Origin of the sequence: Exiguobacterium sp. s11, assembly GCF_018619015.1 — a bacterium.
GTDB classification, from domain to species: Bacteria; Bacillota; Bacilli; order Exiguobacteriales; family Exiguobacteriaceae; genus Exiguobacterium_A; species Exiguobacterium_A indicum.
The window spans coordinates 981,160-1,005,689 of sequence record NZ_JACSNF010000001.1; the positions used below are offsets into that span (position 1 = coordinate 981,160).

The following is a 24,530-nucleotide window of genomic DNA, read 5'->3' on the forward strand; positions in this document are numbered from 1 at the left end:
GAATCCCCTCGTTCAGACGAACGAGGGGATTTTTTGGCTGTTCGGGCTCACAGCTCATTCTCTTCGATTTTTAGGTAAATCTTTTCAAGCAACTCTTCCGGCGTCTCGCCTACGACCGTCTCACCATCAACGAGACAAAAATGATCAAGCGAACAAATGCCGCAATAGCCAAGGCAACCGTATTCGACGACGTCGACGTTCGGGTCACGTTCGAGTTGCTCCATGACGACCTGTGTACCAGCCGCTAAGTTACTGATACAAAATTCAATAATCGGATTCACTTTTTTTCCTCCTTCAAGCAGGAAACGACCTGCCTCATGTCGTATTATACAAGGTCAGACTGATTTAGGGGAACTAAGGGGGATTTTACGTTATGAAGCAATTGGTCGTACTCGGCGGAGGATATGGTGGAATGCGGATTTGTGAGCGATTCAAGGACGAGGAAGTTGCCGTCACGCTCGTCGACCGTCTACCGTACCACGCACTCAAAACGGAATATTACGCACTCGCAGCAGGTACATTATCAGATCGAGATGTCCGGATTGAATTTCCGGAGGGGAAACATCTTACTTATAAATATGGACATGTCATTAAAATCTCACCAGAGACGAATACGGTCCACCTTCAAGACGGATCAGAATTATTCTATGATGACTTGATCATCGCCCTCGGTTGCGAGGATAAATACCACAACATTCCGGGTGCTCAAGAGTTTACATACAGCATCCAGACACTTGAAGAATCGCGCAAGACACAGCAAGCGATCTGTGGTCTGTCACCGGGGTCCGTCGTCTCGATCGTCGGTGCTGGTCTATCTGGTGTTGAACTTGCCAGTGAACTGCATGAAAGCCGGAAGGATTTAACGATTCGTCTGTTCGACCGCGGTCCATCCGTCTTGTCATTCTTATCCGACAAAGTCTCATCTTACGTCCAGGAATGGTTCGAGGAGCATGACGTGGAAGTCATCAACAATTCGAACGTCACGCTCGTCACGGCGGACGACGTCCGAAACGGCGACGATACGTACCCGTCGGACTTGACGATTTGGACGGCAGGTACGCAGCCGGTCAAGGTCGTTCGTGATCTCGGCTTTGCTGCAGATAGCGGTGGTCGGATCAAATTGACGGCACATCATCACGTACCGGAATACGATAACGTCTTCGTCATCGGCGATTGTGCCAGCTTGCCGTATGCGCCAAGCGGTCAACTCGCAGAACATCAGGCAGAACAAGTCGTCGACGTCTTGCAAGCGAAGTGGCAAGGGAAAAAATTGCCGAAACTGCCAGAAATCAAACTGCGCGGAATGCTCGGATCGCTCGGGAAATCAGATGGTTTCGGGATCGTCATGGGCAAGCAAGCGCTGACGGGGAAAGTCCCACGTCTCTTGAAGTCCGGTGTCTTATGGAAACACAAAAAGATTAAATGAGCAAAAGAGGTGTCCCGATCTTTGGGATACCTCTTTGTCGTTCACCCCGTCTGACTTAACTTCGCATCAATCGCTGCCGTAATCGTCTTCAGTTTGACGTACCCCTCGTCAATCATCTCATCATCGAGCACGATCAATGGATAAAAATAGACATCCTCTTTTAAGGCTTCCGTCCATTGATCCGATGTTGCTGTCTCGAAATCGACATAGCGAAGCGTCATCGCTTGCTCATATTTCCGTCCGAGGACGGCTTGTAGCCAACTGAACGTCTCTTCCGAGCTAGGTGCCCCGACACAACTCGGACAAGTGACCGCTGTTCCATAAACCGTGATTTCCATCTTGAAGTCCCCCTTTTCAATTCTCTCCTCTTTAGTATACAAGTTTTCCAGATTGAGAACATTTTTCAACCCTGTTACAATGAAACTATACGAAAGGATGTGTTTACGCATGGAAATGTTTGATCAAGTGAATGAAGTTCTTGAAAAATTGCGTCCGTTCCTTCTTCGTGATGGAGGAGACGTTGAACTCGTAGATGTAGAAGACGGAATCGTAAAACTCCGTTTGATGGGAGCTTGTGGTAGCTGCCCAAGTTCAACGATCACATTGAAGGCCGGTATCGAACGTGCCCTTCTTGAAGAAGTCGCTGGCGTCGTTGAAGTCGAACAAGTCTTCTAATACATGAAATCCCGAACGAATTCTCGTTCGGGATTTTTTGATTCATAGAATCCATTCTGCTAACGTATCGACCATGTATGTCGGTTGACGATCCTGACCTTGAATGAAGACGGGTGTATGGACGCCAGAATTGACGTGCATCGTCCGGATGCCTCCATTGATTCCGAATAGAATATCCGTATGGTAGTTATCCCCGACCATGATGACGTCTTCTTTTGACAGACCAATCATCTCCGTTGCGATATCGACCATGACCGGTTCCGGTTTACCGATGAAGAACGGTTCCTTCTCCGTCGTCACGCGCAGTACGGACGTCAAGGCACCGTTTCCTGGTAAGAATCCACGTTCTGTCGGAATGGCAATGTCTCCGTTCGTCGAGATGAAGCGGGCACCGGCACGAATCGCGAGGGCACCGACAGCGAGTTTTTCATACGTGATCTGACGGTCAAGACCGATGACGACGTAATCTGCCGCTTCGGTTGCGACGACGTCTAACCCTTCCCGTTCAAGCGCATCAATCAGTCCTGTCTCACCGATTGCATAGACGCGCGCTTTCGGTGATAGATCAGCGATATAACGACCGGTCGCCATCGCACTCGTCAAGACGTGTTTCGCATCGGAATGAACACCCATCCCGCGTAATTTCTCCGCCACGGCTTTTGCCGTCATCGACGCATTATTCGTCACGAACAAATACGGAATGCCTTCTGCTTGCAGACGATTGACGAAATCGACCGCTTCTTTTACCGGTTCCGTTCCGTTATACATCGTTCCATCTAAATCAAATAAATAGCCTTTTGCCTTCATCCTGACTCACTCCTCGTTTGGTAAAAATGCAGACACCGGTCCGAGTTCTGTCTCGATATACCGGCGAATCGCTTCCGGGAAACGACGTAATTCTGCTTCCTCTGTCTCAAGTACCGCCCGAATCTCCGCCATACTCGACTGTGTGAATGACCGGACGATCAACGTACGTAACGCAACGAGCTTCTTCAGACTCGTCGCGAGCGGTCCATCGATGACCTTCTCATCTTCTAAAATGAGAATGATATCTTCATAACTTCCCGGATCCCGCATGATGAATCCATCAATCATACTGTTTCCGATGTCGATGACACTCTCGATGACTAAAAAACCGATCCGTTCCATAGCCAGTGCCGTCGTCACCGGATCCCCCGTAACTTCCTTACTTTGTCGAAGTGCCGTCTCATAACAGACGACCGTCTCTTCGATTTTTTGACGATTGACGAAATACATCTTCATTCCCCCTCACATCCTCCATTTTATCGCTATCCGGCAATCCTGAAAAGCAGAAAGGTCATTTGCATCACATTCCTCAATGTGTTATCCTCAATTTAGATTTTTGCTGAAAATAGTATGTCACATTGGTGACGTGGAGGTTATATACATGGAACGGGAACTCGCACTGGAAATCGTACGCGCTACGGAAGCAGCAGCACTAGCTTCTGCTCAATGGATTGGTCGCGGTAAGAAAAATGAAGCGGATGATGCAGCAACGACTGCGATGCGCGAAGTCTTGAACACGGTCAACATGAACGGAACGGTCGTCATCGGTGAAGGCGAACTCGACGAAGCACCGATGCTCTTCATCGGCGAACGTGTCGGAACAGCAAACGGTCCAATCGTTGACATCGCCGTCGACCCGCTCGAAGGTACGAATATCGTCGCCAAAGGTCTCGGTAATGCGATGGTCGTCATCGCTGTCGCCGATCAAGGTGCCCTGCTCCACGCACCGGATATGTATATGGATAAATTAACAGTTGGACCGAACTTAAAAGGGCACGTCTCGCTCGACGATCCACTTGAAGTCATCATTGAAAAAGCAGCTCAATACAACAATAAACGGATTGAGGACGTCACTGTCATCATGCAGGATCGCCCACGTCACGATCACTTCCGTGAAGCCGCGATGCGAATGGGCGCACGGGTTCGTCTGTTCGAAGACGGCGATGTCTCAGCTGGAATCGCACCACTATCTCCTGCGACAGGAATCGATATCTTCATCGGTACAGGCGGTGCTCCTGAAGGTGTCATCACGGCTGCTGCCGTTAAAGCGATGGGCGGCGACATGCAGGCACGCTTACACCCGATGAACGAAGAAGAAACTGCTCGTGTCATCCGGATGGGGCTTGAAGATCCGCTTCAACTTTTAACGCTTGATGACCTCATCAAAAGCGACGACTGTATCTTTGCTGCGACCGGCGTCACGACGGGTGAAATGCTCGATGGCGTTAAGTTCTTGACGGATGATATCGTTGAGACGACATCCCTTGTCATGCGTTCAAAGACACGGACGATTCGAAAAGTCATCGCCGAGCATAGCTTATCGCGTAAACCATACTTGCAAAAAGTCCCCCAAACCCTTTAATCTGAAACAGATGTTAGGGAAATGAGGGAAGCTGAATGATGGAAGAACGTGATTTTTTATATGATGATGTCGAACAAACGAAGACACGCTTTGTCAGTTGGATCGGAGAAGCTAGTCGGTTTGATCTCGCCATCACGCACTCGGAACATTTTTACGGTAAGGTTCTCGTCTTGAATCTCTTATCGAATCGCTATGCGATCATCGGTGCGGACGATTTTGATGAACCTGGCTACATCGCGACGGCGTTTGACGTCGAAGACGATGCGGCAACGGAACTCGAGATGTATCTACGCGCTTATATCGGTCTATGAAAAAAGCCTTCGTCCGCGGACGAAGGCTTTTTCTTATAAGAGACGATCGTTTCGTTCATTTAATGTGTTCGGTCCGCTGAAGACGTTCGTATTGTCTGACTCGTCATGGGCACGACGCTCCGAATGCTGATCCGCTTCATCACCGACGAGTAATACGAATTGACCGCTTTCGACCGCATGATTCGCACGATCGACGTCTTCCTTCGTCAAGCCACTTCCACGAATAGCATCTCCGTGGGAAGCCGTGTCATCTTTTTTGAAGATGCTCTTGATTTCCTGCCAGAGATTACGATGATCTTCCTGTGACAGACGCGTAGATGTCTGTTGGTTGTTCAAATCCGCTAGTTCCTCGATTTGTTCGAGATCGTATTTGTCGTGTGCTAAGACTTTTAAATCAGTCGAGACGACACCGGCAACACGGAGATCGTGCACGGCACTAACAACTTCTGGTACGGATGAGTAAATTCCAACGATTCGCATGGATGGTTCCCCCTATAGGTACATGATACTTATAGTAATAGCCGAATTCCGTCCACTAGAAACGCTTTTCTGTATGACAGTTTGATTACTCGCTTTCCGTCTTCTCTGGTGCAGGTGCGAACTTCCGTTTCAACTTCAACGTATTGGATGAAGAACCGTCGAAGCGAGGTGGTGCTTCTTCTCCTTCTACCAATCCGATCTTCTTGACGATGAAGTAGGCACATCCGAAGTTACAGTATTCGTAGAGATAATCCGCCACATGCGAAATTTTCGTATCGAATGTCGCTTTCTCGTGTTGATCCTCATAGAAGCCACGTAGCCGTAATTGACCGTGCCCCCAGTCCCCCACGATATAATCATATTTTTCTAGGACATCGCTAAAACGACCGATGAAGGCTTCCTCATTAAAACCTTCCCGCTTCTCTTCGACGACCTCATAACGTTCCCGATTGACTTGTATCATTATTCCCACCTCCTGCTGTTCTTATCATAGCATATTCCATTTCGCCTGGCAGACGAAAAACCGTCCGAGCAACTGCTCGAACGGTTTTTGATCGTTAGTCGATCGGAAGTGCTGTTTTATTCTTTTTCGCTGCGTTGACTTGCTCATCCGCGTGATACGACGAACGAACGAGTGGACCTGCCTCACAGTGCGAGAATCCTTTGCTGAGCGCGATCTGCTTCAGTTCAGCGAACTCTTGTGGTGTATAGTATTTGATGACGTCGAGGTGTTTTTTCGTCGGTTGGAGATACTGACCGATTGTCATGATGTCGACGTTATTTGCGCGAAGATCATCCATCGTTTCAAGAATCTCTTCCCATGTCTCACCAAGACCAAGCATCAAGCTCGACTTCGTTGGAATTTCAGGTGCGAGTTCCTTCGAACGGCGAAGGAATTCAAGCGTCCGGTCGTATGTCGCTTTCGCACGAACGGTCGGTGTCAGACGGCGGACCGTCTCGATGTTGTGGTTCATGATGTCTGGTTGTGCATCAATCAGCGTTTTCAATGCCTCAAAGTTCCCACCCATATCTGAAGGCAAGACTTCGATTGATGTCTCTGGATTCATCCGACGAACTTCACGGACGGTTTCAGCGTAAACGCCTGCTCCGAAATCATTCAGATCGTCACGGGCAACCGCTGTGATGACCGCGTGCTTCAGGTTCATCAAACGAACGGATTCCGCGACACGTTTTGGTTCTTCAAGATCGAGTTCGTTTGGGCGTCCTGTCGTCACGGCGCAAAAACGGCACGCACGTGTGCAGATACTTCCGAGAATCATGAACGTCGCCGTCCGGCGTACCGCCCAACACTCGTGGATATTCGGACACTTTGCTTCCTCACAGACAGTATGTAGCTTTTTCTCGCGCATCATACTTTTTAATTCTGTGTAGGTTTCATTCGTATTCAGCTTGATTTTCAACCATTCCGGTTTACGTTGGATTTCTCCGCGTCCCATGGTTTCGCTTCCCCCTTCATCCCCAAAAAGTCAATTCATGTCTGCTTTAGTATAACAAACAATCAGGGTTTGCGAACATGTAATTCATTATATTCCGACTTCTCCGATAAGCGTTCGAACAACAAATCCCGTAACAATTCCGGCATGAAATATTCTTTTGGCATTTCTTTGATCGCTGGAAAGAGTGGACCGAACGTGAACATATCCGGCAAGACGACCGTATAGTTTCGCGTTGGCTCAAGCGGTTGATGTGCCGCCAAACCAGCATAATGCATCCGCCCCATCAACTTACCACGGAAACCGAGACCTCGAACCTTTAGTTGTTCGAACTGATCTGTTTTGACTTCGTCGAGGAAAGTTTGTAATTCCACTCCGGTCATCGTCACTTTACAAGGATTGATCGGGTGCGGACAGAGTCGATGTAAATCAAAGGCAGAGACAGGACCTGGTGGAAGTGACCCAAGCAGAATACCTGCCGGGACACAAGCGATATCCGCATCACACCAATCACGCATCGTCTCGACAAGCAATTGTGAGAACGGCGACTCGCTGAACCAATCATTGGCTAGACCCGATGTCTCGCCAATCGGCTCCTTCATCTGTTGTTCCGCCAGATACTGTTCGCGGTCGAGTAATTTCGCCGTCGCTTCGTCCTCGACGTAATCGTGTAAGGAATGAAGGACCGCTTCCTTCTCTCCGGTATCCGTATTCATATAAATTTCACCCGCATACTGCCCATGTTTACCGGCTTGGGTGATTAAGACACCGTTCTTAACGACACCGTCATCAAGGACATGGTGCGTATGCGCACCGATGATCAAATCCAGTTCTGGAAAACGCATCGCGAGTTCTTCGTCTTGATAGAAACCGAGGTGACTCAAACAAATCAAGACGTCGACTTCTTGACGCAAATGTTCGATTTCACGCGCCGCGACGTCAAACGGTTCTTCGATCGTCCAACCAAGTAAACCGTACAGTTCGATATACGGTGCCGTCAGACCAAAGACGCCGACTTTTCCAGTCGGTAATTCGTGAATGACTCCTTGCTTGGCAAACGGTGCTTCTAAATTCGAGACGAGGACCGGAAAGTCCGCTTCCGTGTAGAGGTTCGCTAACCAGTCGTGCGGAAACGTGATGCCTTCATTGTTCCCGATCGTCACGGCAGTCGGCATCAACGCATTCAGTAGATGCGTATTGATTTTTCCTTTTGTTGCTTCCGTCGCTGGATCAACACGGTCAGCATGATCGCCGAGATCAAAAACGAGCGAATCATACGTCCGGTGTTCCTTGACGAAGGACATGTAGCGAGGCCACATGTCGAAGTGTGAATGCAAATCATTATAGTGAATGATGTGTAACTTCATGCAGAAGCCCCCCTTGATGATTTAAAACAATGAGATTTGTCGCGGCGCCAGTTCATAGTCGAGATCGAGAATCTCGATTAATCGTTTCGCATTCGGGGCAGCATCTCCTGCTGAGTTGTTATTGAAGAAGACATATACATCCTTTGCTTCCGCTGCCACGTTTCGGACGTGGTTTGCGAGTTCCTGTAACTCGTCTTCTGAGTAGCGGTAGAGACAGCGGACTTTTCGCCAATCGTCGCTGCTTTGACCCGGTTTCTTTAACCAACCCGCTTTATTTCGTCCATGGAGGCGGATGAATGCCGTCTCCTGCGTCACGACCGGTACGAATGGTACGGAACCATCTTCGGTCTGGGGTTCGTCACAAATCGTATGAATAAACTGATGTTCCTTCAAAAATCGGAGCGTCCGCTCACGATAAGCTTCCGAATACCACGATGGATTTCGGAACTCAATCGCGACCGGCAGTCCAGCAAGTGATTTTCGGATCGTTTGCAAATACTCCAAGTGCATTTTGCTGACATCGAACCAGGGCGGTAACTGCACGAGGATCGCTGCAATCTTTCCACTCTTTCGCATCGGTTCGATCGACGCGATATATTGTTCAAAAATCGGACCGAGCGGATCTTTATTCTCCCGGTCATGTCCACTCATCGCCCGGTGGACCTTGACGATGAAGCGGAACCCGTCCGGTGTCTCGGATGTCCATTTTTCGTAGTTTCGTTCCGGTTGAATCGCATAGAACGTCGAGTCGACCTCGACTGCTGGAAAATGTCCCGCATAAGCGGCGAGCTTCTCCTTACGATCTTGCGGGGTCAAGTAGAGACTATCATGATCTCCCCAGCCCGTAACACCGATATATATCATGCGCTCCTCCCCCTTACGTGTTCTATTCTACCTATTACCTATTCATCATAGCATAGCAGAATCCGGGATTTCTTCTTCAATGCTTCAATTTAAACGTTCATATTCAAGTATGATACATCCCGATTCGAAGTATTGTGTTTTGATCATTTTTAAGTGTTGCGGTTGATCGAACACCGGAAACATCCGTTTTCCACCGCCGAGCAGAACAGGATAAATCACGATATGATAACGGTCGACGAGTCCAAGTCGTATCGCTTCAGCAGCAAGCGTCGCCCCACCGATCGCAATCTGTTTTCCAGGCAAGGCTTTTAGTGCTTGAAGTTCCTCGGTAAGTGACTTGGTCGCTAGACGTGTCTTTCCTTCGACAGCGTCGAGCGTCCGCGAGAAGACGACCTTCTCAAGCGATTGCCAGGTTTTCGCATACTCAACGACAATCGGCTCGTCTTCCTGATTCGCTGTCTCCCAGTATTGCATCATCTCGTACAAACGACGTCCATAGACATGGGTATCGAACGCTTTCTCGTAGTCATTGAAATACTGATGTAATTCTGTGTCCGGTGAAGCGAAATCGATCCTACCTGACGCATCTTCGATATAACCGTCAAGCGAGACTTGAAAGGAATAGACGATGTCACGCATAGTAATCCCTCCTTTTTCACTCTTTACCCGAATAACCATTTCATGAAAAAACTCCCCCATCCGTAGATGAGAGAGTAAGACGAATTATCCGATTGAACCTTCCATCTCGAACTTGATGAGACGGTTCATTTCGACCGCATATTCCATTGGAAGTTCTTTCGTGAACGGCTCGATGAAGCCCATGACGATCATTTCCGTTGCTTCCTCTTGTGAAATCCCGCGGCTCATGAGGTAGAACAATTGCTCTTCCGAGACCTTCGAGACTTTCGCTTCGTGCTCGAGCGAAATGTTATCGTTGAGGATTTCGTTGTACGGAATCGTATCCGACGTCGATTGGTTATCCATGATGAGCGTATCACATTCGATGTTCGAACGTGCGCCTGTCGCTTTCCGTCCGAAGTGGACGATACCGCGGTACGTGACTTTACCACCGTGTTTTGAAATCGACTTCGAGACGATCGTCGACGATGTGTTCGGTGCTAAGTGAATCATTTTCGCACCCGCATCTTGGTGTTGACCTTTACCAGCGATTGCGATTGACAATGTCATACCACGTGAACCTTCACCTTTGAGGATGACGGCTGGGTATTTCATCGTCAGTTTCGAACCGATGTTACCATCGACCCATTCCATCGTTGCGCCAGCTTCACAGATCGCGCGCTTCGTAACGAGGTTGTAGACGTTGTTCGCCCAGTTTTGGATCGTCGTGTAACGGCAGTAAGCGTTTTTGTTGATGAAGATCTCAACGACCGCTGAGTGAAGTGAGTTCGTTGTGTAGACCGGTGCTGTACATCCTTCGACGTAGTGAACCGATGCTTCGTCATCAACGATGATCAACGTCCGCTCGAATTGACCCATGTTTTCCGAGTTGATGCGGAAGTAGGCTTGAAGCGGCGTGTCGACTTTAACGCCTTTTGGTACGTAGATGAACGATCCACCTGACCAGACCGCTGTGTTCAAGGCTGCGAACTTGTTGTCTGTTGGCGGGATTAATTTTCCGAAGTACTCACGGAAGATATCTTCGTTCTCTTTTAACGCTGTATCTGTATCTTTGAAGACGACACCGATTTCTTCGAGGTCTTCTTTCATGTTGTGGTAGACGACCTCTGACTCGTACTGAGCCGAGACACCTGCCAAGTATTTTTGCTCCGCTTCTGGAATACCGAGTTTGTCAAACGTACGTTTGATTTCTTCTGGTACTTCATCCCACGATTTCTCTGCCCGTTCAGACGGCTTGACGTAGTACGTGATGTCGTCGAAGTTCAATTCTGAGAGATCGCCACCCCACGCTGGCATCGCTTGTTCGTTGAAGATCTTAAGTGATTTCAAACGGAAATCAAGCATCCATTGTGGTTCTTCCTTCATTTTCGAGATCGTTTCGACGACTTCAGTCGTCAAGCCACGTCCAGAACGGAAGATCGAGATATCGCGATCGTGGAAACCATATTTATAATCGCCAATTTCCGGCATGTTCTTTGCCATGTTCATTTCCTCCTCTTACTTGCTTGTGACCGAAGTTTACTTCCCTTCTTCTACGCCGCGTTCGAGCGCCTTCCAGGCAAGTGTCGCACATTTGATCCGTGCCGGGAATTTCGTGACACCCGAGAGTGCCTCGACGTCCCCGAGGTCGAACGATTCGTCGTCATAGTCTTTTCCTTGGACCATGTCCGAAAAGATATCCGCGAGTCGTAAGGCTTCTTCGATAGTCTTACCTTTGACGAGTTGCGTCATCATTGAAGCAGACGCCATGCTGATTGAGCAGCCCTCCCCGTCAAATTTCGCATCACGGACGACATCGTCTTCAATCGCGAGCTGGAGACGAATCGTATCGCCGCACGTCGGATTGTTCATGTCGATCGTGACGCCCCCCTCGATCGCACCGCGATTTCGGGGAGTTTTATAGTGATCCATGATCACTTGACGATACAAGTGATCGAGATTGTTAAAATCCATGACTGAAATACTCCTTCGTTTGGCGAAGTCCTGTCACGAGTGCGTCAACCTCTTCTTTCGTGTTGTAGAGATAGAAGCTAGCGCGAGCCGTCGAGCTCGCTCCGAGCCAACGCATCAGGGGCTGTGCACAGTGATGACCGGCGCGAACCGCGATTCCCTGCATATCAAGGACGGTTGCGACGTCATGTGCATGGACATCACCGAGATTGAACGTGACGAGTCCAACGCGTTCTTCCGGACCGTAGATCGTTAGTCCGTCGATGTCACGCATTTGTGCCATCGCGTACTGCGCGAGTTCACGTTCGTGTGCTTCGACGTTCTCTAAACCAATCTCTTCTAAGAAATCAATCGCTGCCGATAAACCAACAGCTCCTGCGATAATCGGTGTACCCGCTTCGAAACGATATGGAGACGGTTTGAACGTCGACTCTTCAAGACCGACGTAATCAATCATCTCACCACCGAATTCAACGGGTTCCATCGCATTGAGTAATGCCTTTTTCCCGTAAAGGACACCAACGCCTGTCGGACCACACATCTTGTGTGCGGAGAAAGCGAGGAAGTCACAGTCGAGATCCGTGACATTAATCCGTTGGTGTGGCGCACTTTGCGCAGCATCGACGACCATGACGGCACCGCGAGCGTGCGCAAGACGAGCGACTTCTTTGATCGGATTGATCGTACCGAGAACGTTCGAGACGTGTGCCATCGCGACGATCTTCGTCCGGTCAGACAGTTGTGCTTCGACCGCTTCGACCGTCACGCGACCATCCGCTGTCAAATCAACGTATTTTAACTTCGCTTTTTTGCGTTTAGCGACTTGTTGCCACGGAATGAGATTCGCATGGTGTTCGAGGTACGTGACGACGATTTCGTCGCCTTCTTCGACATGCTCCATACCGTAGCTTGACGCGACGATGTTGATCGCCGTCGTCGTGCCGCGGGTAAAGATAATTTCTTCATGGTGTTGCGCCTGGATGAAACGACGAACGTTCTCACGCGCACCTTCGTACGCATCCGTCGCTCGTGTTCCGAGCGTATGGACGCCACGGTGCACATTCGAATGAATCGTCTTATAGTAGTCGTCAATCGCATTGATGACGACGAGCGGCTTCTGCGAAGAGGCCGCACTATCGAGATAGACGAGTTTCCGGTCGTTGACCTGTTGGTCGAGGATCGGAAACTGATTGCGGATGGATGCATCGATTCCCATATTAGTTTACTTTCCCTTCGATGACTTGAACGAGACGTTCTTTCACCGAGTCAATCGCAAGTTCCGAGACGACTGGCTGGAGGAATCCGTGAACGACGAGGCGTTCTGCTTCCTTCCGTGAAAGGCCACGGCTCATCAAGTAGTAGAGTTGTAGTTCATCGACACGACCGACAGATGCCGCGTGTCCTGCCATGACGTCATCCTCATCAATCAAGAGGATTGGGTTCGCATCACCACGTGCCTTTTCAGACAACATGAGGACACGTTCCGTTTGAACGCCGTTTGATTTCGAAGCGCCGTGATGGATCATCGACGTTCCGTTGAAGATAGATGTTGCTGCGTCTTTTTGGACACCGTGGATCAAGATGAAACCTTCTGATCCTTTACCGAAGTGGTCCGTCCGGACGTTGAAGTTTTGTTTTTGCTCTCCACGACCGACCGTAACGGCTTTCGTATCTGAGAACGAATCGTTTCCGACGAGGTGTGTTTTTGTTTCTGTAACCGTGTGACCGTCATTCATGTGACCGAGTGCCCATTCGAGCTTCGCGCCTTGTTTGACGACACCACGACGGTTCATATACGTGATGGCACCTTTTGATAGCGTATCGACACCACCGAAGAGGACTTTTGCGTTGTCTTCAACGAAGACTTCTGTGACGACGTTGACGTTATGCGCTTCGTCACCGTAAGAAACGAAGTTTTCGATATACGTTAATTCGCTGTCCGCATCTGCGACGATGATCGCGTGATGGTAAAGCGCTGCGCCTGATTGCTCAAGCGTGTAGATCGCTTGCATCGGTACAGAAAGCTTAACGCCTTTTGGTACATAAAGGAACGTACCGCCGTTACGAAGTGCTGCGTTTAATGCCGCAAGACGATCTTCGTTAACTTGAACACCTTCCGTCATGAAGTACTTCTCGACGAGTTCTGGGTGTTGTTTTAATGCGTCTTCGAGCGTCGTGAAGATGACGCCGTTCGCTGCTTCACTGTTTTGCGCGTGGACGAGTTGTCCGTTACGCGTGACGAGCATGTGATCACGGTTCTCGCCGATCAATGCTTCGATATCTGAAGAAAGACCAGTGACGGTTTCGAGTTCCGTCGTACCTTCTGTGAAGTTCCAGCCTTCGATCTTGATTTTTTCTACTTTTGGCAATGCGAGCGTTGGGGCAAGATCAAGCGCGTCTTGACGCTTTGCGACCATCCAAGATGGTTCCCCTAAGCGAGTCGCACGTTCTGCCACTGCCTCGCGATTTACTGCAAGATTCAGTTCTACAGTCATCATGCTTCCTCCCTCGTCTTACGCTTTTGTTTCGATTTCGACGTCTTCGATGCCGAGTTCTTTTTTAACCCAGTCATAACCTTCTGCTTCGAGACGGTGTGCGAGTTCTTTACCACCAGACATGACGATTTTTCCGCCCATCATGATGTGGATGAAGTCTGGCTCGATATAGTTCAAGAGACGTTGGTAGTGCGTGATGATCAAGCAGCCGAATTCAGGTGAACGCATTTCGTTGACACCTTTTGCGACGACTTTCAATGCATCGATATCAAGACCTGAATCGATTTCATCAAGAATCGCGATCGCTGGTTTAAGCATCATCATCTGAAGAATTTCGTTACGTTTCTTTTCTCCACCAGAGAAACCTTCGTTGAGGTAACGGTGTGCCATTTCTGAAGGCATCTCGAGAAGACCCATTTGTGAATCAAGCTCACGAATGAACTTCATGAGTGAGATTTCATCGCCTTCTTCACGACGCGAGTTGATCGCTGAACGAAGGAAGTCGGAGTTCGTGACACCACTGATTTCGCTTGGGTACTGCATTGCGAGGAACATACCCGCTTGTGCGCGCTCATCGACTTCCATGTCGAGGACGTCTTCGCCGTCGAGTGTGACTGAACCAGATGTCACTTCGTACGATGGGTGACCCATCAATGCTGATGCGAGTGTTGATTTACCTGTCCCGTTTGGTCCCATGACCGCGTGGATTTCCCCGCCTTTGATTTCCAAGTTGACGCCTTTCAAGATTTCCTTGCCGTCGATCGCGACGTGTAGATCTTCAATCTTCAAGTGTGAAGCCTTCATGTTAGAATCCCTCCATCTATTCATTTCGTGACTGACGATTCAGAACACGAGCGTTACTAATTTAGTATCATTCTAATCTTAAAGAAACATCGCGTATTATTCAAGCGTCATCGCTCGTTGATTTTTCTCAAAATCATGCGTTTTGTTGAGAATCATTCGAAAGTTTCACCGGTTCCTCGAGTTCCTCGATCGTCGAAGCCCGATGAATCCGTTGTGACAGTAAGAGCAGTGGTATTCCGAATAATGTCAAGCCCGCTAATATCCCGAAAATCGGTAACGGACGGTCCGCTCCATATAAACTTAACAAATGTCCTCCGGCGATCGGACCGATTGATTGTCCGATCGACGTCAAGCCCATCGCCCCGAAATAACTGCCCCGTAATTCTGGTTTGGCAAACCGATCGGTCAAGATGTCGGTCATCGTGAACATCATGACTTCCCCGCACGTGAAGATGAACATCGCGACGATCATCAACCAGATCGCGTTCGCATTTCCCATGATGAACAATCCGATCGCAACAGTCGCAATCCCGGTCGTGATCGAGACGAGCGGTGACGTCTTCATACCAAACTTCATGATCGGATATTGAACGATCAAGACGGTGATTGCATTGATCGTGATCAAAATCGCATAGAGTGTCTTCCCGCCTTCAAGCAGTGACGTTTCCGTCAAGAACTGTGGCAAGGTCGAGTTGAACTGACTGTAGCCGAAAACCCCGAAGATGATGCCAGCGAGTGCCAGCGTAAAGGCGATATCCGTCCGCAACAGACGAACCGTTGCTCCAAACGACACCTTCTTGCCACCATGCGTCTCGGTGATCGGATAGCGTTTGAATAAGATACCAATCATCACCCCGTACACGATATAGACGAATGCCGTGATGTAAAACGTCGCGGACGTGTTCCCCGCACTCAGCAGTAAAGCGATTCCCGGTCCGATCGCTGCTGCGATGTTGATCATCGCGTAACGGATATTGAAGACGAACAACCGGTTCGCTTCATCCGTCGTATCACTGATCAAGGCACGAGCAGATGGCTCGAAGATTGAGCGACAGACCCCGTTCAAGGCACTGAGCGTAAAGAATGCCCAGAACGTCTCGACTTGTGCCAACGCAATGAAGACGATCGCGAATCCGATCGTTCCGGCAAGCATCATCGCCCGCCGTCCATAACGGTCTGACAAGGTACCACCGATGAAACTCATAATGAGGCTGGCGATCGCTGAGATACTGAGGACCCAGCCGACATCGACCGGATCAAACTTTAGAACAGTCGTCATGTAGATGGCGAAGAACGGCATCGTGATGAACGTTCCGAGACGTGAGAAAAACGTCCCGAACAAGACCCCCAGTGTCAACGGATGCAGTTGACGTATGCGTTGCATATGATTCCCCCTAACCCCTGTTTCAGACAAATGAAAAGCATCCTTCCATTATATAGGAAGGATGCCGGCTTCGGTGAACTTATTTGCTGACTGGAACGACCGCACCTTTGTACTTGTCGAGGATCCAATCTTGGTTTTTCTTCTCGTGCAGAACGTCAAGAAGTGCTGTGACACGCTTGTCTTTCTCATCGCCATCACGTGTAACGATGATGTTGACGTATGGTGAAGACTCATCTTCTGAAGCGATCGCGTCTTTCAATGGGTTCAGACCGTTATCGATCGCATAGTTCGTGTTGATGAGGACGGCGTCGCCTTCATTGTTTTTGTAAGCTTGCGGAAGAAGTGATGCTTCGATGTTCGTCTTGAACTTGAGTTTCTTCGGGTTCTCCGCGATATCACCGAGTTGTGCATCTGTCGTTTTACCGTCTTTAAGCTTGATCAATCCTTCATTTTGAAGGAACGTCAAGACACGACCGCGTTCCGCGACGTTTGAGCTCGTTAAGATCGTTGCACCGTTTGGTAACTTATCGAGTGACTTGTATTTCTTCGAGTAAATACCGAGTGGTTCAACGTGGACGCCACCTGCGTTCGCGAACTTATATGATTTGTTTTCTTTCTCTTGTTGCTCAAGATACGGTACGTGCTGGAAGTAGTTCGCATCGATTTCTTTTGAAGCGAGCGCTTTGTTCGGAAGTACGTAATCTTGGAACTTCTTGATTTCAAGCTTGTACCCTTTTGCTTCGTATTCTTTTTTGACGTGCTCAAGAATCTCAGCATGCGGTACGTTCGAAGCACCAACGACGAGTGTCTTATCGTCGCTACCTGATCCTGATGATTTTTCGCCACATGCAGCAAGGCTGATTGCTAAGACGGATACAGCAGCAGTACCTACGAATTTTTTCCAAGTTTTCATGAATGATTCCTCCAATATGATTAAGTTTCGAATTAACGTTTATCGATCGCGCGGATCAGCAAGTCACCAATGATTTGGATGACGAAGACAATCGCTAAGATTAAGAGTGTCGCAATGACGATGACATCGTTTTGAGAACGCTGGAATCCTTCGATGAAGGCCATGTCCCCAAGTCCACCTCCGCCGACTACTCCGGCCATTGCCGTATAACCGACAAGTGAGACGAGTGTGACCGTGATACCAGAAACGATGGCAGGCAACGCTTCCGGGATTAAGACTTTATAGATGATCTGGAACTTCGTCGCGCCCATCGATTCGGCTGCCTCGATGACACCTTTATCGACTTCGCGTAACGCGAGTTCAACCATCCGACCGTAAAATGGTGCAGCACCGAAGATCAGTGCCGGTAATGCTGCCGTTGGTCCGAGGAACGAACCGACGATTGCTGTCGTAAATGGAATCAATAAGATCAGTAAGATGATGAACGGAATCGAACGGAAGACGTTGACGACCAAGCTCAACACTGAATAGAACGCCCGATTCTTGAACAATAACTCTTCGTTTGTCGCATACAATAGTAAACCAATGATCAAACCGAGGACGAATGTCGAAACACCAGCGATTGCCGTCATATAGACGGTACTGCCTGTCGCTTCCCACACCATGTCCCAATCTAGATTGTCAAAGAATGAAATCATCGGTGATCCACCTCCACTTCAACATCACTGGCTTGAAGCTTCGTGATGACCGCTTGTGTTGCTTCTGTTTCCCCGATCAACTGAATGAACAGTGTACCGAGTGCCCCTTCCTGTGATTGACCGACGTTTCCGCCGATGATATTGAACAGGACCGGCGAATCCTTCATGACTTCCGCGAGGATCGGGCTTTCTGCTGTCGATCCGACGAACGTCAACTGAACGATTTTTCCGGTTGGGTACCGTTCGCGTAGTTTCGCGAACGTTAACTCGTTCTCCGACGGCGACGTCAATTGTTTGACGAATTCCTTCGTCATCGCTTGCTTCGGATGACGGAAGACTTCTGCGACCGGTCCTTGCTCGACGATTTTACCGGCTTCCATGACGGCGACCCGGTGACAGATTTTTTGAATGACGTGCATCTCGTGTGTGATCAAGACGATCGTCAGTTTCAGTTTTTCATTGATGTCGACGAGTAACTCAAGGATTGAGTCCGTCGTCTTCGGATCGAGTGCACTTGTTGCCTCGTCACATAAGAGAACGTCCGGGTTCGATGCCAGTGCCCGAGCGATACCGACACGTTGTTTTTGACCACCGGATAATTGTGACGGATAGGCTTTTTCGCGTCCGTCCAAACCAACGAGTTGGATCAGTTCCGCTACCCGTTCCTTGCGGTGTGCTTTCGGGAAGCCACCGAGCTCGAGTGGGAACATGATGTTCTCTTCAACCGTCCGTGACCATAGTAAGTTGAAGTGTTGGAAGACCATCGAGACATTCTTGCGGACGCCTCGTAATTCCTTAGGTTTTAGTGATGTCATTTCAACACCATCGATTTGGATCGAACCACTCGTTGGTGCTTCGAGCATATTCAGTAATCGGATCAGGGTGGATTTCCCTGCTCCGGAATAACCGATTATTCCAAAAATTTCACCGCGCTCGATTGTCAGATCGACATTCGCGACGGCTTCGACCGCTCCGCGCTTTGAGCGATAAATCTTTCCTACGTCTTGTAAACGAATCACAACTGTCCCTCCTAAAATAAAAAAAGTGCGCGCGTTTTAGAGCAAACGCGCGCACTTTTCAGTACACAAAACCATTTGCTCTCATCTCCCAGACTTTTGTCTGCTGGAATTAGCACCACTTCGGATTAGATCCGCGGTTGCCGGGTTTCATCGGGCCAGTCCCTCCACCACTCTCGATAAGAGTTTCGGTATTAAGTTTGTAGAATATATTCTGAATATTAGCAGGGGTTATTTTTGTTGTCAAACAGTTTTTTCAGAAACTTTTTCGAGGAACGTGAAAGCACGTGTTAAGTCTTCTTTCAAATCTTCCGCATCCTCAAGTCCAACTGAAATCCGAACGAGACCGTCCGTGATGCCGAGTTCTGCCCGACGTTCTGCTGGGATTGACGCGTGTGTCATCCGTGCCGGCACCGAAATCAGACTCTCGACGGCACCAAGACTCTCAGCGAGTGTGAAGAAGTGTGTCGCCTCGACGAGTTTTTCTGCGTTCGCTGCTGAACCGACATCAAAGCTGATCATCCCACCAAATCCAGTCGCTTGTTTCGCTTGGATGTCGTGACCAGGATGCGATGCAAGTCCTGGGTAGAAAATGTTCGAGACGATGTCTTGCGCTTGTAGGAACGCAACGAGATCATGTGCTGTCTCTTCGATCGCATCCATCCGGATACCGAGTGTACGAAGACCACGGACGAGCAAGAAGCTGTCTTGCGGTCCAAGCACGCCGCCTGTCGAGTTTTGGATGAAGTGCAGCTCTTCGCCGAGCGCATCATCTTTGACGACGACAAGTCCAGCGACGACGTCCGAATGTCCGCCGATGTATTTCGTCGCACTGTGCAAGACGATGTCTGCACCAAGTGCGAGTGGTTGTTGATGGTATGGTGTCGCGAACGTGTTGTCGACGACGAGTTTAAGATCGTGACGTTTTGCGATTGTTGCGATTGCTTCAATGTCCGTAACTTTCAATAACGGGTTCGTCGGTGTTTCGACGTAGACGATCTTCGTGTTGTCTTGAATCGCTGCTTCCGTTGCCGCAAGATCCGTCGTATCGACGAATGTCACTTGGATGTTGAACTTCGGTAAGACGCGTTGCATCAAGCGGAACGTACCACCGTAGACGTCATCCGTCATGACGATGTGATCGCCAGACTCAAGCAAGTGGAAGACGGCATGGATCGCTGCCATCCCAGAACCGAAGGCAAAACCACGTGCGCCACCCTCGAGATCCGCAATCAATCGTTCGATGCTCGTCCGTGTAGGGTTCGCTGTCCGTGAATATTCATATCCGTCCTTGAGTTGACCGATTTTATCCTGCTTGTATGTGCTTGTTTGATAGATCGGAGGTGTGACGGCTCCTGTTGCCCGATCGACACCTGTTCCTCCATGAATCAATGCTGTCTTCTTACGCATGAGTTTCGTCCACCTTTTCAAAGATTTGTTGGCTCAAGTAGCGTTCGGCACTGTCTGCGAAGACGGTGACGATCGTACTGCCGGGGTGACGCTTTGCGATATCAAGCGCAGCAACAAGCGCTGCACCTGCTGAACTACCAACGAGTAATCCTTCGCGAGCAGCGAGTGTATGAACTGCGTCAAATGCATCACGGTCAGAAATCGTATGAATCTCGTCGACGAGTTCGCGCGGCACGAGACTTGGCCATTTTGCTGTACCGATACCTTCTGTCTTATGCGGACCGGCTGGACCACCATTTAAGACGGAGCCTTCCGGTTCGACGATTGCTGCTTTTGTACCGAGACGTTGTTTTAAGAAGTCCGCTGTTCCGGCGAACGTACCACCTGAACCACAACCGGCAACGAACCAGTCGATATGCGGTAAGTCCGCAATCAGCTCAGGACCGAGTGTCCGCTGATACGTGACTGGGTTCTCTTCGTTTTCGAATTGTAACGGAACGTAACTATTCGGAATTTCCTGACCGAGTTCTTTTGCCCGGTCGATGGCCCCTTGCATATCGAGTTCAGTCGGCGTGTTGACGACGGTTGCGCCGAGTGCCCGCATCAACGTCTGCTTTTCCTGACTGAATTTTTCCGGAACGACACAGATGACTTGGAGATCGTATTTTTTAGCGGCGAGCGCCAAGCCGATGCCGGTATTCCCGGCTGTCGGCTCGATGATCGTACCGCCTGGTGTCACATGTCCGTTTTCGATTGCTGCATCAACGAGTTGAATGCCAAGGCGGTCTTTGACGCTGCCCCCAGGGTTCATCCATTCGAGCTTCGCCAAAATGCGCGTACCAGCAGGCAAATCGAATGAAGTGATCTCGTAGAGTGGTGTGTTTCCGACGAGGTCGCGGACGTTGTTCGCGATCATCCGAAGACGATGTCCCATTCATCACGACCGGCAAGCATTTTCTCGGCATAGTGCTTCGCTCCTTTGAGGTCATGTGCGCTCGCAAATCCACATTGGACTTCGTTTTGCGCTGGAATCTCTTCTGCTGCGAGGACGTCTTTCAACGTCTTCTCAACGAGTTCGCTCATTTTTTCGACCGAGTCGAAGTTCATCATCGCCATGTAGAAACCTGTTTGGCATCCCATCGGCGAGACATCGATGACATCATCCGAGTAGTTACGGATGTTTTCAGCAAGTAAGTGCTCGAGTGTGTGCATCGCACGCATCGGCATTTGCTCAACGTTTGGTTGCGTGAAACGGATATCGTATTTGACGACTTGGTCGACTTTACCTTCTTTATAACCCGCGACGCGGATATAAGGTGCTTTGACTTTCGTATGATCCAGGTTAAAGCTTTCGACGTTCATTTTTTGAAGTGCCATGATTTATTCCCCCATTTTCTCGGCTTCTACGAGCCAGACGAAGTGATTGTATTGTATAAATTTAACAGTGAATCCTCGTGCTGTAAACAATTCTTCCATAACTGGAATCAACGGGTAGAACTCGCGTTCGAGATCTTCCGCTAACGCGTCGAACCCTTGAGCACGTGCTTCACGAATCGTTTGCAGGCGTGCCTCTTCTGAGACGAACATCGTATCCGCGTAGACGATTTTTCCGTCTGCCGGTAAATGTGATGCCATCAGTTCGATCGCTTCTCCCTTTTCCTCATCTGTTAGATGATGAAACGCATACGTCGAAACAAAACTGCGTGCTTCCTGCGCTTCGAACGAGAGGAAGTGACCGTCTTGTACATCAAGTGACGGAATCTTTTCCGTCAGGATTGCCCGCATCTCCGGACTTGGTTCGACGGCGAGTACGGCGTCGTGACGTGCCAGAAGACGTTGTGTCAGGTTCCCTGTGCCTGCTCCGAATTCAATGACCGGCGACTGCGCTTTATCCGCTACTGTATCCAAAATCTCATCGTATCGACGAAAAACCTCTTTATACTCCGGATCGTGTCCGGTTACTGTCTCGTCATACGTCGATGCCCATTCTGTGAAAACATCCATAAAACGTACTGTCATGCCTTGTCGTCCTCCATCTCACCAGTTAATTCCGAGTAATCGGATATGAATTAAAGTAATTTTCCTTATTCGCATTGTAGCAAGGAGATTCTATCCTGGCAAGCGACCGGCTCAAAAAACTTCCAGAAAACAAAAAAAGGCGTTGCCGGCGAACCGACAACACGAATAATGTGGTTAGAAATGCTACGAAGGAAAACCCAGCTCCATTCGGAATTGTTCGCTCTTCCGCGTGGAGGACGGCGCCTGTTCGACATGATTGCCAGCTTACGTTCACTTCCTGATCGGTCCTTTCGATCCACCACCCGTTCATTGCACCGCTTCGTCTTTGGGGGACGACTTAAGGGGAAACAATACACCGGCTTAGGATGGGAGAAAGGGTTCAGGACTTGAATCGTATTGAACAATCATCTCTGCTAGACTTCCTATAATGCATTTCTAGAAGTTGTTATGAATATACCATTCATATTTCTGCGTTGTCAACGGATTATTGTAAATATTCCGACAATTTAACAAAAAGAAAAATCCAATCGGACTTTTCTTACCGTTCTTGACAGAAAGCAAAGACGTTTTGAACGGACTGGAAAGCATAAAGTCGCTCTACGACTTGATTTTCTTCAATTCGCAACAACGCAGGAACACTCATGACACGGGCTTCTTCTAAGAAATCCGGAATGAAATTCCCGTTCGCCTTCTGAATCGATTGACCTGATTCCGTCGCTTCGACGATATCGAGCATACGTTCCGCGATGGCGCATGTCCCGCACATCGGTGCATAGACATACAATAGCCCGTTTTCCGGGACGGTCGTGACCTCTTGCATGACGGTCGCTCCTTTCTTCGTGGTATCTGTCGTCAGTATACAAAAAAAAGAGAGCGGACGAAACGCAAGCGCCTCGTTCACTCTCTTTTCGTTAAGTATTACTCGTTGATCATCGATTTGTATGCTGCAGCATCCATCAATGCTTCGACTTGCGATGCATCTTCGATTTCGATGTCGACCATCCAAGCGCCTTCGAATGGTGACTCGTTGACGAGTTCTGGGGAATCTGAAAGATTTTCGTTGATGGCAACGACTTTACCAGTGATCGGTGCATATAGTTCCGAGACTGTCTTGACCGACTCGACTGAACCGAATGGCTCGTTTGCTGTGATCGTATCACCGACTTCAGGCAATTCGACGAAGACGATATCCCCGAGTTCGTGTTGCGCGAAATCCGTGATTCCGATGCGCGCCTTGTTTCCTGATACTTCGACCCATTCATGTTCTTCCGAATAGCGTAAGTTGTCTTTTACTTGACTCATTTCCGATTCCCCCTGTGGACTAATTTGGACTAACGTGTTCAGTATACCAAAATCGACTCTGAACTTAATACCATTTTCCTTGATACATTTCTTCCTTGAAGCCGATCGTGACGTCTTTCCCGTCTGTAACGATCGGACGCTTCAACAACATACCATCACTTGCGAGCAACTTGTATTGCTCGTCTTCCGATAACTCTGGAAGTTTGTCCTTGATCCCTTGCGAACGATACGATTGACCGCTCGTGTTGAAGAATTTCTTCAACGGCTCTCCACTCTTTTGATGAAGTTCCTGGATCGTCGTTGCAGATGGTGTTTCCTCGACGATATGTTTGTAATCCACTTCGACACCGTGCTGTTCGAGTGCTTTTTTCGCTTTGACGCACGTACTACATTTCGGATAGCCGTACATCGTGACTGTTTTTGTCATATTCCTCACCTCACCTTCAAGAGTAGCAGATGGATCACTTCTGCTTCAAGCGTGCGAGCGCCCCGTCAATCTGATCTTGATGATGGGCGTCATGGGCAACGAACGACTCGACGAAGGCTTGCGGTCGAAAATCCTCATAGGTCGCTTCAAATTGCTCGTCAGACAAACGATCGAGGTGATTGACGATGTCACGCCGGACGCTGATTGCTTTCTTCAATAAGGCGAGCGGATCAATATGATGCGCATATTCGACCGCTAGTCGATTGAACTGATCAAAATCCGTCTCGACGAGCGTCAACGGTTCATCCGGTAATTTCGAGATGGCGTGATCGTAATAAAACCGGTCCCATAAATACAGATGACTGACGCACTCAAGGACGGTCCACTTGTTAAGCGCAAGCGGCAGATCCCATTCTTCCGGCGACAAACGTTCAAGGGATTGATAGTAGGCAATCGCAAATTGCAGTTCAACCAATTCTTGGCGCATCTCGTTTTCCTCCTCCAACC

31 protein-coding genes and 1 riboswitch are annotated in these 24,530 nt (G+C 49.1%); of the genes, 4 read left to right on the plus strand and 27 right to left on the minus strand.

The features are described 5' to 3' along the window. Positions 1–47: 47 nt before the first annotated feature. On the minus strand, positions 48–281 hold the full coding sequence (locus KNQ12_RS05300; protein WP_023469141.1) for a YuzB family protein: 234 nt from the start codon (positions 279–281) through the stop codon (positions 48–50). Between the two features lie 92 nt (positions 282–373). Here KNQ12_RS05300 and KNQ12_RS05305 point away from each other — a divergent pair, with 92 nt between their 5' ends. Further along, positions 374–1,426 carry an NAD(P)/FAD-dependent oxidoreductase gene (locus KNQ12_RS05305; RefSeq protein ID WP_023469142.1) on the plus strand — a complete coding sequence of 351 codons (1,053 nt, stop codon included), beginning with the start codon at positions 374–376 and terminating at the stop codon, positions 1,424–1,426. A gap of 41 nt (positions 1,427–1,467) precedes the next feature. On the opposite strand, the gene KNQ12_RS05310 is transcribed toward KNQ12_RS05305, so the two are convergent. Beyond that, the gene (locus KNQ12_RS05310) at positions 1,468–1,764 is read right to left on the minus strand and encodes a DUF1462 family protein (protein ID WP_056062835.1); all 297 of its coding nucleotides are present in this window, start codon (positions 1,762–1,764) and stop codon (positions 1,468–1,470) included. A 109-nt stretch (positions 1,765–1,873) separates the two neighbouring features. Here KNQ12_RS05310 and KNQ12_RS05315 point away from each other — a divergent pair, with 109 nt between their 5' ends. Then, positions 1,874–2,101 (plus strand): NifU family protein, encoded by a 228-nt coding sequence (locus tag KNQ12_RS05315; RefSeq protein ID WP_012371190.1) that lies wholly within the window; start codon positions 1,874–1,876, stop codon positions 2,099–2,101. Between the two features lie 42 nt (positions 2,102–2,143). On the opposite strand, the gene KNQ12_RS05320 is transcribed toward KNQ12_RS05315, so the two are convergent. Both KNQ12_RS05320 and KNQ12_RS05325 read right to left on the minus strand, forming a co-directional pair. Beyond that, positions 2,144–2,908 carry a TIGR01457 family HAD-type hydrolase gene (locus KNQ12_RS05320; protein ID WP_058264690.1) on the minus strand — a complete coding sequence of 255 codons (765 nt, stop codon included), beginning with the start codon at positions 2,906–2,908 and terminating at the stop codon, positions 2,144–2,146. Positions 2,909–2,914: 6 nt separating this feature from the next. Next, positions 2,915–3,358, minus strand: coding sequence for a DUF86 domain-containing protein (locus KNQ12_RS05325; protein ID WP_023469145.1), 444 nt, complete (start codon positions 3,356–3,358; stop codon positions 2,915–2,917). A gap of 151 nt (positions 3,359–3,509) precedes the next feature. Between KNQ12_RS05325 and glpX the strand changes: the two genes are divergently transcribed. Both glpX and KNQ12_RS05335 read left to right on the plus strand, forming a co-directional pair. After that, the gene (gene glpX / locus KNQ12_RS05330; RefSeq protein ID WP_029342420.1) at positions 3,510–4,490 is read left to right on the plus strand and encodes a class II fructose-bisphosphatase; all 981 of its coding nucleotides are present in this window, start codon (positions 3,510–3,512) and stop codon (positions 4,488–4,490) included. 35 nt (positions 4,491–4,525) lie between these two features. Beyond that, positions 4,526–4,801, plus strand: coding sequence for a DUF3055 domain-containing protein (locus KNQ12_RS05335; protein ID WP_053454123.1), 276 nt, complete (start codon positions 4,526–4,528; stop codon positions 4,799–4,801). A gap of 33 nt (positions 4,802–4,834) precedes the next feature. Here the strand turns inward: KNQ12_RS05335 and KNQ12_RS05340 are convergent, their stop codons facing one another. From KNQ12_RS05340 to KNQ12_RS05450, 23 genes are all read right to left on the minus strand, one after another. Next, complete coding sequence (locus tag KNQ12_RS05340) at positions 4,835–5,281, minus strand: general stress protein (RefSeq protein ID WP_023469148.1); 447 nt, start codon at positions 5,279–5,281, stop codon at positions 4,835–4,837. A gap of 85 nt (positions 5,282–5,366) precedes the next feature. Then, on the minus strand, positions 5,367–5,744 hold the full coding sequence (locus tag KNQ12_RS05345; protein WP_023469149.1) for a YutD family protein: 378 nt from the start codon (positions 5,742–5,744) through the stop codon (positions 5,367–5,369). Between the two features lie 94 nt (positions 5,745–5,838). Beyond that, positions 5,839–6,738 carry a lipoyl synthase gene (gene lipA / locus KNQ12_RS05350; RefSeq protein WP_023469150.1) on the minus strand — a complete coding sequence of 300 codons (900 nt, stop codon included), beginning with the start codon at positions 6,736–6,738 and terminating at the stop codon, positions 5,839–5,841. A gap of 62 nt (positions 6,739–6,800) precedes the next feature. After that, the gene (locus KNQ12_RS05355; RefSeq protein ID WP_035396386.1) at positions 6,801–8,102 is read right to left on the minus strand and encodes a bifunctional metallophosphatase/5'-nucleotidase; all 1,302 of its coding nucleotides are present in this window, start codon (positions 8,100–8,102) and stop codon (positions 6,801–6,803) included. A 21-nt stretch (positions 8,103–8,123) separates the two neighbouring features. Further along, positions 8,124–8,966 (minus strand): DUF72 domain-containing protein, encoded by an 843-nt coding sequence (locus KNQ12_RS05360; RefSeq protein ID WP_023469152.1) that lies wholly within the window; start codon positions 8,964–8,966, stop codon positions 8,124–8,126. Between the two features lie 84 nt (positions 8,967–9,050). Continuing rightward, positions 9,051–9,605, minus strand: a complete 555-nt coding sequence (locus KNQ12_RS05365) for a dihydrofolate reductase family protein (RefSeq protein WP_214746661.1) — start codon at positions 9,603–9,605, stop codon at positions 9,051–9,053. A gap of 84 nt (positions 9,606–9,689) precedes the next feature. Continuing rightward, positions 9,690–11,087 (minus strand): Fe-S cluster assembly protein SufB, encoded by a 1,398-nt coding sequence (sufB, locus tag KNQ12_RS05370; protein ID WP_023469154.1) that lies wholly within the window; start codon positions 11,085–11,087, stop codon positions 9,690–9,692. Positions 11,088–11,123: 36 nt separating this feature from the next. Next, the gene (sufU, locus tag KNQ12_RS05375) at positions 11,124–11,558 is read right to left on the minus strand and encodes a Fe-S cluster assembly sulfur transfer protein SufU (RefSeq protein WP_023469155.1); all 435 of its coding nucleotides are present in this window, start codon (positions 11,556–11,558) and stop codon (positions 11,124–11,126) included. Continuing rightward, positions 11,548–12,771: a cysteine desulfurase gene (locus KNQ12_RS05380; protein WP_035396382.1), complete on the minus strand. Its 1,224-nt coding sequence runs from the start codon at positions 12,769–12,771 to the stop codon at positions 11,548–11,550. The genes sufU and KNQ12_RS05380 overlap by 11 nt, the downstream gene beginning before the upstream one ends. A gap of 1 nt (position 12,772) precedes the next feature. Continuing rightward, positions 12,773–14,050, minus strand: a complete 1,278-nt coding sequence (sufD, locus tag KNQ12_RS05385; RefSeq protein WP_023469157.1) for a Fe-S cluster assembly protein SufD — start codon at positions 14,048–14,050, stop codon at positions 12,773–12,775. An 18-nt stretch (positions 14,051–14,068) separates the two neighbouring features. After that, the gene (gene sufC / locus KNQ12_RS05390; protein WP_023469158.1) at positions 14,069–14,854 is read right to left on the minus strand and encodes a Fe-S cluster assembly ATPase SufC; all 786 of its coding nucleotides are present in this window, start codon (positions 14,852–14,854) and stop codon (positions 14,069–14,071) included. A gap of 133 nt (positions 14,855–14,987) precedes the next feature. Beyond that, a complete protein-coding gene (locus tag KNQ12_RS05395; protein ID WP_058264688.1) occupies positions 14,988–16,238 on the minus strand; it encodes an MDR family MFS transporter in 1,251 nt (416 codons plus the stop codon). 79 nt (positions 16,239–16,317) lie between these two features. Then, a complete protein-coding gene (locus KNQ12_RS05400) occupies positions 16,318–17,151 on the minus strand; it encodes a MetQ/NlpA family ABC transporter substrate-binding protein (RefSeq protein WP_023469160.1) in 834 nt (277 codons plus the stop codon). 32 nt (positions 17,152–17,183) lie between these two features. Further along, positions 17,184–17,849, minus strand: a complete 666-nt coding sequence (locus tag KNQ12_RS05405) for a methionine ABC transporter permease (RefSeq protein ID WP_023469161.1) — start codon at positions 17,847–17,849, stop codon at positions 17,184–17,186. After that, positions 17,846–18,868: a methionine ABC transporter ATP-binding protein gene (locus KNQ12_RS05410; protein ID WP_023469162.1), complete on the minus strand. Its 1,023-nt coding sequence runs from the start codon at positions 18,866–18,868 to the stop codon at positions 17,846–17,848. The genes KNQ12_RS05405 and KNQ12_RS05410 overlap by 4 nt, the downstream gene beginning before the upstream one ends. Before the next feature lie 78 nt (positions 18,869–18,946). After that, positions 18,947–19,051, minus strand: a riboswitch (SAM riboswitch). A gap of 57 nt (positions 19,052–19,108) precedes the next feature. After that, on the minus strand, positions 19,109–20,275 hold the full coding sequence (locus KNQ12_RS05415; RefSeq protein WP_023469163.1) for a bifunctional cystathionine gamma-lyase/homocysteine desulfhydrase: 1,167 nt from the start codon (positions 20,273–20,275) through the stop codon (positions 19,109–19,111). Continuing rightward, positions 20,268–21,191 carry a PLP-dependent cysteine synthase family protein gene (locus KNQ12_RS05420; RefSeq protein WP_023469164.1) on the minus strand — a complete coding sequence of 308 codons (924 nt, stop codon included), beginning with the start codon at positions 21,189–21,191 and terminating at the stop codon, positions 20,268–20,270. Before KNQ12_RS05420 ends, KNQ12_RS05415 begins: the two co-directional genes overlap by 8 nt. Further along, positions 21,188–21,652, minus strand: coding sequence for an S-ribosylhomocysteine lyase (locus KNQ12_RS05425; protein ID WP_023469165.1), 465 nt, complete (start codon positions 21,650–21,652; stop codon positions 21,188–21,190). The genes KNQ12_RS05420 and KNQ12_RS05425 overlap by 4 nt, the downstream gene beginning before the upstream one ends. A gap of 3 nt (positions 21,653–21,655) precedes the next feature. Beyond that, positions 21,656–22,294 carry a class I SAM-dependent methyltransferase gene (locus KNQ12_RS05430; RefSeq protein WP_058264686.1) on the minus strand — a complete coding sequence of 213 codons (639 nt, stop codon included), beginning with the start codon at positions 22,292–22,294 and terminating at the stop codon, positions 21,656–21,658. A 538-nt stretch (positions 22,295–22,832) separates the two neighbouring features. Next, on the minus strand, positions 22,833–23,114 hold the full coding sequence (locus KNQ12_RS05435) for a thioredoxin family protein (protein ID WP_023469167.1): 282 nt from the start codon (positions 23,112–23,114) through the stop codon (positions 22,833–22,835). 98 nt (positions 23,115–23,212) lie between these two features. After that, complete coding sequence (gcvH, locus tag KNQ12_RS05440; RefSeq protein WP_050678664.1) at positions 23,213–23,596, minus strand: glycine cleavage system protein GcvH; 384 nt, start codon at positions 23,594–23,596, stop codon at positions 23,213–23,215. A gap of 64 nt (positions 23,597–23,660) precedes the next feature. After that, a complete protein-coding gene (locus KNQ12_RS05445) occupies positions 23,661–24,023 on the minus strand; it encodes an arsenate reductase family protein (RefSeq protein ID WP_023469169.1) in 363 nt (120 codons plus the stop codon). Positions 24,024–24,057: 34 nt separating this feature from the next. Then, positions 24,058–24,510, minus strand: a complete 453-nt coding sequence (locus tag KNQ12_RS05450; RefSeq protein WP_023469170.1) for a DinB family protein — start codon at positions 24,508–24,510, stop codon at positions 24,058–24,060. Positions 24,511–24,530 lie beyond the last annotated feature (20 nt).